Raw genomic sequence first — 11,916 nt, forward strand, 5'->3', positions numbered from 1 at the left:
GAAACCTGCCTGAGATGACTTTATAGATAAGGCTGATTCTGGAAGATTCAAGCTTAGCGGGGTTGACCAAAGTCAACCTGTTGGATTAACGGGGGCCATTCGCGGGCATGCTCGCCCCCACAGGTACACCACCGGTTTCAACGTTTGCGGAATCTCTGTGGGAGCGGGCGTGCCCGCGAAGAGGCCGGTACAGGCTAGCGCGGGTCCAGCCAGACCAACGATGCAAAACGCCCACCCTGCGGGGTACGGCGATAGGAGAAGAACCGCGCATCACTGACCGTGCACAAGCCACCGCCATAAACAGCAGTCACGCCACGGGCAGCCAGGCGAATACGCGCCAGCTCATAGATATCCGCCAACAGCTTGCCTGGCCGTTCGCCGTCGACGAATGCCCGAGCTGCTTGCGGGTGCACGGCGGTAAAGGCATCACGCACTTCCAGCCCCACTTCGAATGCTTGCGGGCCGATGGCAGGCCCCAACCACACCAGCACCTCTTCTGGCGGCAGCGCCAGCCGGTCCAGCGTGGCTTCCAGCACGCCACCCGCCAGCCCACGCCAGCCAGCATGCGCCGCCGCCACGCGGGTGCCCGCGCGGTCGCAGAACAACGCAGGCAGGCAATCGGCGGTCATCACGGTGCAGGCAATGCCAGGCTGGCGGGTCCAGCTGGCATCGGCCTCGGCCACCACGGTCGGGTCGGCATCCGCCACCACCCGCCCATGCACCTGCTTGAGCCAGGCCGGTTGGATGGTGAACTGTTCGCTCAGGCGGCGGCGGTTCTCGGCGACCGCGGCAGGGTCATCCCCAACATGGTCGCCGAGGTTGAAGGTTTCGTAAGGCGGCAGGCTGACGCCGCCCTGACGGGTGGTGACACAGGCGCGGACCGAAGCCGGGGCCGGCCAGTCGGGTAACAGCAACGCCTGCGTCAGGTCACTCATCCGATGAAGCTCTCGCGGTCCTGGTTCAGCAGCGACAGCAACCAGACGAAGTCATCCGGCAGTGGCGATTCCCACTTCATGACTTCACCGGTAATCGGGTGGGCCAAGGCGAGGAAACGCGCATGCAGCGCCTGGCGCGGGAAGGTCTTGACCGCCTCGACCATGGTCGGGCTGGCAGCGGGCGGAATACGGAAGCGCCCGCCGTACGTCTGGTCACCAACCAGTGGGAAACCCACGTGGGCCATGTGCACGCGAATCTGGTGGGTACGGCCGGTTTCCAGCTTGACCCGCACATGGGTGTGCGAGCGGAAGCGCTTGAGTACGCGGTAGTGGCTGACCGCCGGCTTGCCGCCGTCGGTTACAGCCATGCGCTGGCGCATGCCGCCGTGGCGGCCGATGGGCGCGTCGATCTTGCCACCGGCAGTCACCACGCCAATCACGATGCACTCGTAGATGCGGCTGACCTTGCGGGCCTGCATCTGCTCGACCAGCTTGGTCTGCGCCTGCAGGGTCTTGGCCACCACCATCAGGCCGGTGGTGTCCTTGTCCAGGCGGTGCACGATACCGGCGCGCGGCACGTTGACGATGTCTGGCACATGGTGCAGCAGCGCGTTGAGCAGGGTGCCGCTGGCATGCCCGGCCGCCGGGTGCACAACCAGCCCGGCAGGCTTGTTGATCACCAGGATGTGGTCGTCTTCGTAGACGATATCCAGTTCGATATCTTCTGCGATCCACTCGCCCTGGGCCTCTTGTTCGGCCTCCAGGGCAAGCTGAGAGCCACCATGAACAAGGTCTCGAGGGCGCACGACTGCACCATCGACCGTCAGGCGGCCCTCTTTGATCCACGAAGTTAGCCGCGAACGCGAGTACTCGGCGAACAATTGGGCGGCGACCTGGTCGAGGCGTTGGCCGCCCAGTTCGGACGGTACCTCTGCGCTAAGTTGAATGATCTCGGACATGCTCGATTCGGCGGGCGCACAGCCTTTGGTTTCGGCTGCGAGCTTGTGGTTAAATACGGCTTCTTTTGTCCCGGGGTTGGCCGGGGCGCTCATCATAACAGGACGGCACCGCCCAAGACAGCGGCCGTCAAAGGGACGCAAGCCGCCATGCGAGTGAAACACCTGCTGCTGATCGCCATCCTCGGGCTTACCGCGGCCTGTTCCTCTAATAAAGAGGTCATTGACGAGAACCTCAGCGAGGCCGAACTGTACCAGCAGGCCCAGGCTGATCTGGACAACTCCAGCTACACCAGCGCCGTGAACAAGCTCAAGGCCCTGGAGTCGCGCTACCCGTTCGGCCGCTATGCCGATCAGGCGCAGCTCGAGCTGATCTACGCCAACTACAAGAATTCCGAGCCCGAGGCCGCCAAGTCGGCCGCCGAGCGCTTCATCCGCCTGCACCCGCAGCACCCGAACGTCGATTACGCCTACTACCTCAAGGGCCTGACCTCGTTCGACCAGGACCGTGGCCTGCTGGCGCGCTTCCTGCCGCTGGACATGACCAAGCGTGACCCGGGCGCCGCCCGCGACTCGTACAACGAGTTCGCCCAGCTGACCAGCCGCTTCCCCAACAGCCGCTACGCGCCAGACGCCAAGCAGCGCATGATCTACCTGCGCAACCTGCTGGCTTCGTACGAAATCCACGTGGCCGACTACTACCTGAGCCGCCAGGCTTATGTAGCGGCTGCCAACCGTGGCCGCTACGTGGTCGAAAACTTCCAGGAAACCCCGTCTGTCGGTGACGGCCTGGCGGTGATGGTCGAGTCGTACCAGAAGCTGCACCTGGACGAACTGGCCGCCACGAGCCTGGAAACCCTCAAGCTCAACTACCCGGATCACCCGAGCCTGGTCGATGGCGAGTTCCAGCCCAAGCAGACCGAGTCTGACGGCCGCGGCTGGCTGTCCAAGGCCACCTTGGGCCTGATCGAAACCGAAACCCCGCTGCCGCCAGGCGAAACCCGCGCCAACCAGGACGTGGTCAAACAGTTCCAGGACGCGCGCGACGAGATGCCGCGAGAGCTGCTGCCTAAAGACGAGAACGGCGACCCAATCGTGCCGGAAGGCCCGAAAGAAGCCGAGAAAGACCGTTCCTGGTTCAGCTACATGACCTTTGGTCTGTTCGACTGACCTTCAGTGGTGAATGAAAGGGAGGCCTTGGGCCTCCCTTTTTTATTGGCCGCGTCCTAGACTGTTGGCTTCTTCAATCGACAAGCTGGACACCATGGTTCGCCTACTTTTCTGGATCGCCCTGATCGCCGCCGCGTTCTGGCTGTGGCGCAAGTTCAAAGTCAGCCAGCAGTCGCACCCCGAGGCGAAGCTGGATGCGCCGCTGAAGATGGTGCGCTGTGCCCATTGCGGCGTGCACCTGCCCAACGACCGGGCGCTACAGCAGGGCAATGAGTGGTATTGCAGCCAGGCCCACCTGCAGCAGGGCCCTGGCCACCAAGGCTGAACACGATGTCTGTTCAATCCTGAAACCAATTCGAAATCTGTGGGAGCGGGCTTGCCCGCGAAGCAGGCACCACGGTGTATGGCACCGGCTTCGCCGGTGTTCGCGGGCACGCCCGCTCCCACAGTTTTTATCTGCAATTTCGTGTTCCACATATCCCTCCCCGACCCTTTCACACCATTTACGACCCCTCCCCCCCGCCAGCATTGACCCGTCCGGGCAAAATTCGCTAAATCCTATTTATCCGCATAAATATGAAAAATAGCGAAATGCTCAAACCCAAACGCAAGCGCCAGAAGCTGTCCGATGTGATCGTCGAATCAGTCAAGCGCTCGATCGTCACCGAAGCGCTGCACCCCGGCGACCGCCTGCCTACCGAGCGGGAGCTGATGGAGCATTTCGAATGCTCCAAGGGCACCGCCCGCGAAGCCCTCAAGGCGCTCGAAGTCGAAGGCCTGGTGAGCACCCGCACCGGCCCGACCGGGGGCGCCTATCTGAACGAAGTGGGCACCGAACCAGCCAGCCGCGCACTGCGCAACTACCTGCACTTTCAGCACCTGGACGGCGAACAGGTGTACCAGCTGCGCAAAGTCATCGAGGTAGAACTGGCGGTGTCGGTGATGGGCAAGCTGAGCGAAGCCGATTACGCCGCGCTGCAGGCCAACATCGACTTCTGCAGCGCGCCGGAAGACAGCGAAGAAGGCCAGCGTGAGCAGCGCTTGGCGGAGCTTGAATTCCACACCCTGCTGGCCGACCGCTGCCCCAACCCGTTGCTGCGTTTCATGGCGGTGTTCCTCAACGACCTGCTGCGCGACCTGGTGGTGCTAAAAAAGGCCTACCTGCCCAAGCGCCAGCAGTTCGCCGCCGCCAACATCGGCTACCACAAGCAACTGCTGACCGCCTTGCGCGCCAGCGACGAACCCGCCGTACGCCGGCTGATGCACGAACACATGTGCGACGCCGAGCACCACATGACCGCGCTGGAAGGCGAGGTTGCCCGTAACTTCCTGCTGGAGTTCGATCACCACCACTGATGCGCCTGTAAAGAGGCCTGCACACAGGCCCGGCCGTACCCGCTTTGTCATTGCCACTCCTGCCTAATAACCACAAACAAGGAGTTACTCATGCAAAGACGTACCCTGCTCAAGGCAGGCCTTGCCCTGGGTGCCTTAGGTAGCCTCCCCTTGGGGGCACACCGGGCATTCGCCGACCAACCGCTGACCTTCTATGGGCTCAAGTCCATGTCGGGCGCCTTCGCCAGCTACGGCAAGTACGCCGACATGGGCTCGCGCCTGGCCATCGCCGAGCACCCGCAGTTGCTCGGCCACCCGCTCAAGTACAAAGTCATCGACACCGAAGGCAACGCCGGCAAGGCGGTGCGCAAGGTGCAGGAAGCCATCGGCCAGGATGGTGCACGCTTCTTCCAGGGGTGCACCCTGTCGTCTTCGGCACTGGCAGTGTCCAAGGAAATCCACAAAGCCGGCGGCGTGTTCATGACGCCTGTGGGCGCCGACGAAATCACCGGCAAGGACTGCAATGCCTCAACCTTCCGCTGGTCGGTGCCCACCTATGGTGCCATCCGCGAAACCCTGGTGCCGATGAGCCGCCAGCTGCCCCAGGCCAAGCGCTGGTACACCATCACCCCGCAATACGTATTCGGCGATGCCCTGCTGGACAACGCCCGCAAAGTGTTCGCCGAGCTCGGCGTGGAACACATCGGCAACAGCTACCACTCGCTGCAGGAGCAGGAATTTTCCGGCTACCTGACCAACGCCATCGCCGCCAAGCCCGACGTGCTGGTGCTGCTCAACTTCGGTAGCCAGGCCTCCAACGCCCTGCGCCAGGCGGTCAACTTCGGCATCAAGGACCGCATGAAAGTGCTGATGGTGTGGTCTGCCGGCCTCGACCAGTTCCAGGAGCTGGGCAGCGACGTGCTCGAGGGCGTGTACCTGGGTGCGCAGTACTGGCACCAGGTCGACACCCCGCTGAACAAACAGTTGGTCGCCGCCACCCGCAAGGCCTATGGCATCAACCCCAACTATCCGCTGGCCGCCGACTACATCGGCACCAAGGTGATGCTCGAAGCCATCGTCAAGGCCGGCAGCCTGGACGGGGCCGCCGTGTCTGCGGCATTGCAGGGCATGCGCTTCCAGGGCCCGACCGGCGAAGAACTGATCCGTCCGGGGGACCACCAGGTGCTCAAGGACTACTACCTGCTGCGCGGCAAGCCCCAGGGGCAGATGCGCGACGAGGACGACCTGGCCGAAGTCATCAGTTCGGGCCGCTCGTTCGTCGAGGTCGATCACACCGGTTGCGCCCTGGCCTGAAGCTGCGGCGTTAGTCACAAACACTTGTACAGGCAGCCGCCCGGCGCGCTGTCGAGGGCACGCTCATGCTCGATTTGTACCTGTTCCAACTGCTCAACGGCCTGGGCCTGGGGATGATCTACTTCCTCATCGCCGTAGGCCTGACGATCATTTTCGGCCTGCTCAACTTCGTCAACTTCGCCCACGGCGCGTTTTTCTTGCTGGGCGCCTACCTGTGCTACACCGCCGTGGCCGTCACCGGCAACTTCTGGCTGGCGCTGCTGATTGCGCCACTGGTGGTGGCCGCGCTGGCCTGGGCGGTCGAGCGCCTGTTGATCAAACGCATCTACCACCTGCCGCACACCTTCCAGATCCTCGTCACCCTCGGCATCGCGCTGATCATCCAGGAAGCGTCGGTGCTGATCTGGGGCCCGGTGGGCAAGAACATTGCCGTGCCACCCGAACTGCGTGGGGTGCTGATACTCGGCGACTTCATCTACCCCTACTACCGCTTGTTCCTGATCGGCTTCGCAGCGCTGATCGGTATTGGCCTGTGGCTGCTGCTGGAACGCACCCGTTTCGGCGCACTGGTGCGGGCCGGTAGCGAAAGCACCGAAACCGTGTCGCTGTTGGGCACCAACATTTTCCGCCTGTTCTCCCTGACATTCGCCCTGGGCGTGGGCCTGGCAGGTGTGGCGGGTGTGCTATTTGCGCCGCTACGGGGCGCGCAGCCCTTCGTCGGCCCGGAAATCCTCGGCATTGCCTTCGTGGTGGTGGTGATTGGCGGCATGGGGTCGTTCGGCGGGGCGCTGGTTGGCGGCCTGCTGGTGGGTGTGGTGCAAAGCATGATGACCAGTCTCTGGCCGCAAGGCGCCAGCCTGATGATCTACGGCGCCATGGCAGCAGTGATTCTGGTCCGTCCCTACGGCCTGTTCGGGAGAGCCTGAGATGAGCGAGAAAAACCCATTGCCAGTCGCCAAGGGCCGCGCCCCGGCGCTGCTGTCGCTGGTAGTTGCCAGCCTGGTGGCGCTGCCGCTGTTGCTGCCCTCGGCCACCCTGGCCACCGAGATCCTGATCTTTGCCATGGCCGCACTGGCCTGCAACCTGCTGCTCGGCTACACCGGACTGCTGTCGTTCGGCCAGGGCATCTTCTTTGGCGTGGGCGCCTATGGCGCAGCGCTGCTGATGATCCACCTGCAGTGGGGCATGTTCGCCGCGCTGCTTGGCGCAGCTGTGTTCGGCGCCCTCCTCGCGCTGCTGGTGGGCGCACTGGCGATCCGTCGCACGGGCATCTACTTCGTCATGTTGACCCTGGCTTTCAGCCAGATGGCCTACTTCCTGGCCTATACCCTCAGCGGCTGGACCGGCGGTGACAACGGCCTGCTTGATGTGCCACGGCCGAATATCGAAATCGCCGGCCATGTGCTAGTCGACCTGGCCGACCCACGGCACTTCTATGTGTTCGTCGCGGTGCTGTTCCTGTTGATCTTCGCCGCAGCCCTGCGGGTGATCCGTTCGCCATTCGGCAGCACCCTGCTGGCTATCCGTGAGAACGAGACCCGCGCCGCCGCCATCGGCTACGACACCCGCCATTTCAAGATTCTGGTGTTCATGCTGTCGGGCGCCATCACCGGCATCGCCGGGGCGCTGTACGCCATGCTGCTGCACTTTGCGCCGCTGTCGAACATCGACCTGATGATGAGCGAGAACATCCTGATCATGACCATCGTCGGCGGCACCGGCTCATTGTTCGGCTCGCTGCTGGGGGCCGGCGCCATCGTGCTGCTGGGTGACGTGCTGTCGGAGCTTTGGCCACGCTGGCTGATGCTGCTGGGGGTGATCCTGATTCTGGTGGTGGTGTTCATGCGTGGCGGCCTGTGGGGCGGCCTGACCGAACTGGGCAAGCGCCTGCTGGCCACGCGCAATGCCGATGACAAACCCCAGGCCAAGACCAAGGAGACCCTGTAATGAGCGACTACCTCCTGGAAACCCGCCACCTGGAGCTGGCCTACGGGCCGTTCAAGGCGGTCGCGGGCGTTGACCTCAAAGTGCGAGCCGGCACCATCCACACCATCATCGGCCCCAACGGCGCCGGCAAGACCAGCCTGTTCCACTGCCTGACCGGCGAGCGTCAGGCCACGGCCGGCAAGATCCTGTTCAATGGCCAGGACATCATTCGCAAGCCGTCCCACGGGCGCGTGGCGCTTGGCATGGCGCGCTCGTTTCAGCTCACCAGCCTGTTCCAGAACCTTTCAGTGCGCGAGAACCTGCGCCTGGCAGCCCAAGGCCGTGATGGCCTGGGCGCGCTGAACTTCTGGCGCAGCGTCGAGCACAAGCGCAGCCACTGGAACACCGCCGACCAGGTGCTGGAGCGCCTGAAACTGAGCGCCCGTGCCGAAACCCTGGCGGGCGAACTGTCGCACGGCCAGCAAAGGGTGCTGGAAGTGGGCATGTCGATCTGTGCCAAGCCCACCCTGCTGATGCTTGACGAACCCACTTCGGGCATGGGCATCGACGACATCCCGGTGATGACCGACCTGATCAGCGACCTTGGCCGCGACCATACCGTGCTACTGATCGAGCACAACATGAGCATTGTCATGTCGATCAGCCAGCGCATCACGGTGATGAGTCACGGCCAGATCCTGGTCGAGGGTCCCCCTGAACAGGTGCGCAACGACGAGCGCGTACGCACCGCCTACCTTGGAGAGGCCGCCTGATGCTCAACGTCGATTCGATCCATTCCTACTACGACAAGAGCCATGTGCTCGAAGGCGTCTCGCTCAAGGTCGAGGCAGGCGAACTGGTAACGCTGCTGGGGCGCAACGGCGCAGGCAAGACCACCACCTTGCGCAGCATCCTTGGCATTGTCCGCCCACGACAGGGGCAGATCAGCTTCAACGGCCAGCAGTTGGTCGGCCGCGAAATTTTCGATATCGCCCGGCTCGGCATTGCTCTGGTGCCGGAGCACCGCGGCATTTTCCGCCAGCTCAGCGTGGAGGAGAACCTGAAGATTGCCGTGCGCAAGACCAGTCGCTGGCAGCTGGAGGACGTCTACAGCATGTTCCCGCGCCTGAAGGAGCGGCGCCGCAACGGTGGTTTCGCCCTGTCCGGTGGCGAGCAGCAAATGTTGGCCATCGCCCGCGCCCTGCTCAACGGCCCCAGGCTGCTGATCCTCGACGAGCCCACCGAAGGCCTGGCCCCGGTGATTGTCGATGAACTGGTGAAGATCCTGCGACGGATCAAGGACGAAGGGCTGTCGATCCTGCTGGTAGAGCAGAACCTAATGGTCTGCGATGCCCTTGCTGATCGCCACTATGTGCTGGAGCAGGGCCGCGTCGCTTACCAGGGCAGTGCGGCGCAGTTCCGCGAGGACCCGAGCATCAAGAACCGTTACCTGGCCCTTAGCGCCTGACCCGACCGTGCTTACCTGTACCGGCCACTGCCAGGCCTTTGTAGGAGCGGGTTCACCCGCGAATAGGCCGGTACAAGCAACCCAGTAATTTCAGGAGAGATGAACCATGAACACCCGCATCGATCCCTCGCAGCACCTGCTCGGCCAAGGCCCTCTGATCAACCGCGAGCGCCTGTGGCAATCATTGATGGACCTGGCCCAACTCGGCGCCACCGCCAAGGGCGGCGTATGCCGCCTGGCCCTGACCGACCTCGACCGCCAGGCTCGCGACCTGTTCGTCCATTGGTGCGAGGAGGCCGGCTGCACGGTCAGCGTCGACGCCATCGGCAATATCTTCGCCCGCCGCCCAGGGCGCAACCCTGCCCTGCCGCCCATCATGACCGGCAGCCACATCGACACCCAACCCACCGGCGGCAAGTTCGATGGCTGCTACGGCGTCATGGCCGGCCTCGAAGTGATGCGCACGCTCAACGACCTGCACCTGACCACCGAAGCCCCGCTGGAAGTGGTGGTATGGACCAACGAAGAAGGTTCGCGCTTCCCGCCCTGCATGATGGGCTCGGGCGTGTTTGCCGGTAAATTCGGCCTGCAGGAAACCCTGGACAAGGTCGATGACCAAGGTCTGTCGGTCGGCGCTGAGTTGCAGCGCATCGGCTACGCCGGCCCACGCGTGCCTACCGGGCATGCCGTGGGCGCCTACTTCGAAGCACATATCGAACAAGGCCCGGTGCTGGAAGACCAACGCACCACCATCGGCGTGGTCCAGGGCTGCCTGGGGCAAAAATGGTTCGACCTGACCCTTACCGGCGTCGAGGCGCATGCAGGCCCCACACCCATGCACCTGCGCAAGGACGCATTGGTCGGCGCAGCCGAGGTGGTGGCTGCGGTCAACCGCGTCGCTCACGCGCACCAGCCACATGCCTGCGGCACGGTCGGCTGCCTGACCCTGCATCCAGGTTCGCGCAACGTCATCCCCGGCCAGGTACACATGACCATCGACCTGCGCCACCTCGACCCTGGGCACCTCGACGTCATGGTCAGCGAAGTGCGCGCAGCCATCGAAAACAGCACGGCGAAAAATGGCCTGAGCTATCAGCTGACCCCGACAGCCGACTTCCCGCCACTGTACTTCGCCGAGCAGTGTGTGGATGCCGTGCGCCAGGGGGCGCGTGCGCTGGGCCTGAGCCACATGGATATCGTCAGCGGCGCCGGTCACGATGCGATCTTCCTCGCCGAGCTGGGCCCGGCCGGGATGATCTTCGTGCCATGCGAAGGCGGCATCAGCCACAACGAAATCGAAAATGCCGCGCCCCAGGACCTGGCCGATGGTTGCGACGTCCTGTTGCGCGCCATGTTCCAGGCCGCCAACCCGGGAGCCCGTTGAAATGACCCAGAAAACCGCGATTGGCGAACTCACCGCCGTCGAACTGCTCGAACTGTACCATCGCCGCCAGTTGTCACCCGTCGAGGTGGTCGACGATGTGCTGGCGCGTATCGACCTGCATAACCCGGCGGTCAACGCCTTCTGCCATGTCGACGGCGAAGGCGCCCGCGCCGCCGCCCGTGCCAGCGAACAGCGCTGGCAACGTGGCCAACCCTGTGGCCGACTGGATGGCGTACCCGCCTCGATCAAGGACCTGACCCTGACCCGCGGCATGCCTACCCGCAAGGGCTCGCGTACTACCTCGGGTGCCGGGCCGTGGGAAATCGATGCGCCCTTCAGCGCCTTCATGCGTGAAGCCGGTGCAGTGCTGGTGGGCAAGACCACCACGCCAGAGTTCGGCTGGAAAGGGGTGACCGACAACCCGCTGTACGGCATCACTCGCAACCCGTGGGACACCAGGCTGACTGCCGGTGGTTCGTCTGGTGGTGCTGCGGCAGCCGCCGCGCTGAACCTGGGGGTGCTGCATCAGGGCAGCGATGCCGGTGGTTCGATTCGCATCCCTTGCGCCTTCACCGGCACCTTCGGCATCAAACCGACCTTCGGCTATGTGCCGCAATGGCCGGCCAGCGCCATGACCGTGCTGTCGCACCTGGGGCCGATGACGCGTACCGTGGACGACTCGGTGCTGATGCTCGACTGCGTAGCGCGCCCCGATGCCCGCGACGGTTTGGCCGGCGCACCCCGGCAGGCGCCGTGGCTCAGCCAGCAGCAAGATCTGAGCGGCCTACGCATCGCCTACAGCGCCAACTTCGGTTACGTGCAGGTCGACCCACAGATCCAGGCACTGGTGGCGCAAGCGGTGCAGCGCCTGGCGCGGCTGGGTGCGCAGGTAGAGGAAGTGGACCCGGGCTTCAGCGACCCGCTGGAAACCTTCAACACCCTGTGGTTTGCCGGCGCGGCGCGGTTGGCCAGTGCCTTGAGCGATGAGCAGAAAGCGTTGCTTGACCCGGGGCTGCGCTGGATTGCCGAACAAGGTGCACAGATCAGCCTTGGCGAATACACCCAGGCGCTTGAGGCACGGGCAGAATTGATTGCGAAGATGAATGCCTTTCATCAGCGATATGACGTGCTGGTATCGCCGATGCTGCCGTTGGTGGCGTTCGAAGCCGGACACAACGTGCCGCCTGGGTCGGGGATGGCGCAATGGATGGAGTGGACGCCGTTAAGCTATCCGTTCAACCTGACCCAACAGCCGGCGGCCTCGGTACCCTGCGGGTTCACCCGCGAGGGGTTGCCGGTGGGCCTGCAGGTGGTGGCCGGGCGCTTTGCTGATGAGCAAGTGCTGCGGGTGTGCAAGGTGTATGAGCAGCATTATCCGAGCCGGCACCTGCAAGCACCGATTACTGGCTGAAATCTGTATTGGCTTCT

Annotated in this window: 12 protein-coding genes; 10 read left to right on the top strand and 2 right to left on the bottom strand. The window is 63.9% G+C overall.

Annotation, left to right across the window (positions count from 1 at the left end; all coding sequences use genetic code 11):
• Positions 1-194 precede the first annotated feature (194 nt).
• Both pgeF and rluD read right to left on the bottom strand, forming a co-directional pair.
• On the bottom strand, positions 195-935 hold the full coding sequence (gene pgeF / locus ACF8O8_RS19105; RefSeq protein ID WP_392510268.1) for a peptidoglycan editing factor PgeF: 741 nt from the start codon (positions 933-935) through the stop codon (positions 195-197).
• Positions 932-1,894: a 23S rRNA pseudouridine(1911/1915/1917) synthase RluD gene (gene rluD, locus ACF8O8_RS19110; protein WP_049588123.1), complete on the bottom strand. Its 963-nt coding sequence runs from the start codon at positions 1,892-1,894 to the stop codon at positions 932-934. Before rluD ends, pgeF begins: the two co-directional genes overlap by 4 nt.
• A gap of 147 nt (positions 1,895-2,041) precedes the next feature.
• On the opposite strand from rluD, the gene ACF8O8_RS19115 reads away from it, so the two are divergent.
• From ACF8O8_RS19115 to ACF8O8_RS19160, 10 genes are all read left to right on the top strand, one after another.
• Positions 2,042-3,061 (top strand): outer membrane protein assembly factor BamD, encoded by a 1,020-nt coding sequence (locus tag ACF8O8_RS19115; protein ID WP_003247556.1) that lies wholly within the window; start codon positions 2,042-2,044, stop codon positions 3,059-3,061.
• A gap of 94 nt (positions 3,062-3,155) precedes the next feature.
• A complete protein-coding gene (locus tag ACF8O8_RS19120) occupies positions 3,156-3,386 on the top strand; it encodes a PP0621 family protein (protein ID WP_014755231.1) in 231 nt (76 codons plus the stop codon).
• 266 nt (positions 3,387-3,652) lie between these two features.
• Positions 3,653-4,417, top strand: a complete 765-nt coding sequence (locus ACF8O8_RS19125; RefSeq protein ID WP_010951884.1) for a FadR/GntR family transcriptional regulator — start codon at positions 3,653-3,655, stop codon at positions 4,415-4,417.
• A 90-nt stretch (positions 4,418-4,507) separates the two neighbouring features.
• Positions 4,508-5,710 (top strand): ABC transporter substrate-binding protein, encoded by a 1,203-nt coding sequence (locus ACF8O8_RS19130; protein WP_003247562.1) that lies wholly within the window; start codon positions 4,508-4,510, stop codon positions 5,708-5,710.
• A gap of 65 nt (positions 5,711-5,775) precedes the next feature.
• On the top strand, positions 5,776-6,636 hold the full coding sequence (locus tag ACF8O8_RS19135) for a branched-chain amino acid ABC transporter permease (RefSeq protein ID WP_003247565.1): 861 nt from the start codon (positions 5,776-5,778) through the stop codon (positions 6,634-6,636).
• 1 nt (position 6,637) lies between these two features.
• Positions 6,638-7,657 carry a branched-chain amino acid ABC transporter permease gene (locus ACF8O8_RS19140; protein WP_020192255.1) on the top strand — a complete coding sequence of 340 codons (1,020 nt, stop codon included), beginning with the start codon at positions 6,638-6,640 and terminating at the stop codon, positions 7,655-7,657.
• The gene (locus tag ACF8O8_RS19145; RefSeq protein ID WP_392510269.1) at positions 7,657-8,409 is read left to right on the top strand and encodes an ABC transporter ATP-binding protein; all 753 of its coding nucleotides are present in this window, start codon (positions 7,657-7,659) and stop codon (positions 8,407-8,409) included. Before ACF8O8_RS19140 ends, ACF8O8_RS19145 begins: the two co-directional genes overlap by 1 nt.
• On the top strand, positions 8,409-9,104 hold the full coding sequence (locus tag ACF8O8_RS19150) for an ABC transporter ATP-binding protein (RefSeq protein ID WP_010951881.1): 696 nt from the start codon (positions 8,409-8,411) through the stop codon (positions 9,102-9,104). The genes ACF8O8_RS19145 and ACF8O8_RS19150 overlap by 1 nt, the downstream gene beginning before the upstream one ends.
• A gap of 106 nt (positions 9,105-9,210) precedes the next feature.
• Entirely contained in the window at positions 9,211-10,488 is a 1,278-nt protein-coding gene (locus tag ACF8O8_RS19155; protein ID WP_010951880.1) for a Zn-dependent hydrolase, read from the top strand.
• A 1-nt stretch (position 10,489) separates the two neighbouring features.
• The gene (locus ACF8O8_RS19160) at positions 10,490-11,899 is read left to right on the top strand and encodes an amidase (RefSeq protein WP_010951879.1); all 1,410 of its coding nucleotides are present in this window, start codon (positions 10,490-10,492) and stop codon (positions 11,897-11,899) included.
• Positions 11,900-11,916: the final 17 nt, after the last annotated feature.

Origin of the sequence: Pseudomonas sp. TYF_14 (assembly GCF_043105275.1) — a bacterium.
Classification (GTDB): domain Bacteria; phylum Pseudomonadota; class Gammaproteobacteria; order Pseudomonadales; family Pseudomonadaceae; genus Aquipseudomonas; species Aquipseudomonas alloputida.

Excerpts from the sequence above, each read along its gene's own strand:
- pgeF (WP_392510268.1), bottom strand. The coding sequence starts at position 935 with ATGAGTGACCTGACGCAGGCGTTGCTGTTACCCGACTGGCCGGCCCCG.
- rluD (WP_049588123.1), bottom strand. The coding sequence starts at position 1,894 with ATGTCCGAGATCATTCAACTTAGCGCAGAGGTACCGTCCGAACTGGGC.
- ACF8O8_RS19115 (WP_003247556.1), top strand. The coding sequence starts at position 2,042 with ATGCGAGTGAAACACCTGCTGCTGATCGCCATCCTCGGGCTTACCGCG.
- ACF8O8_RS19120 (WP_014755231.1), top strand. The coding sequence starts at position 3,156 with ATGGTTCGCCTACTTTTCTGGATCGCCCTGATCGCCGCCGCGTTCTGG.
- ACF8O8_RS19125 (WP_010951884.1), top strand. The coding sequence starts at position 3,653 with ATGCTCAAACCCAAACGCAAGCGCCAGAAGCTGTCCGATGTGATCGTC.
- ACF8O8_RS19130 (WP_003247562.1), top strand. The coding sequence starts at position 4,508 with ATGCAAAGACGTACCCTGCTCAAGGCAGGCCTTGCCCTGGGTGCCTTA.
- ACF8O8_RS19135 (WP_003247565.1), top strand. The coding sequence starts at position 5,776 with ATGCTCGATTTGTACCTGTTCCAACTGCTCAACGGCCTGGGCCTGGGG.
- ACF8O8_RS19140 (WP_020192255.1), top strand. The coding sequence starts at position 6,638 with ATGAGCGAGAAAAACCCATTGCCAGTCGCCAAGGGCCGCGCCCCGGCG.
- ACF8O8_RS19145 (WP_392510269.1), top strand. The coding sequence starts at position 7,657 with ATGAGCGACTACCTCCTGGAAACCCGCCACCTGGAGCTGGCCTACGGG.
- ACF8O8_RS19150 (WP_010951881.1), top strand. The coding sequence starts at position 8,409 with ATGCTCAACGTCGATTCGATCCATTCCTACTACGACAAGAGCCATGTG.
- ACF8O8_RS19155 (WP_010951880.1), top strand. The coding sequence starts at position 9,211 with ATGAACACCCGCATCGATCCCTCGCAGCACCTGCTCGGCCAAGGCCCT.
- ACF8O8_RS19160 (WP_010951879.1), top strand. The coding sequence starts at position 10,490 with ATGACCCAGAAAACCGCGATTGGCGAACTCACCGCCGTCGAACTGCTC.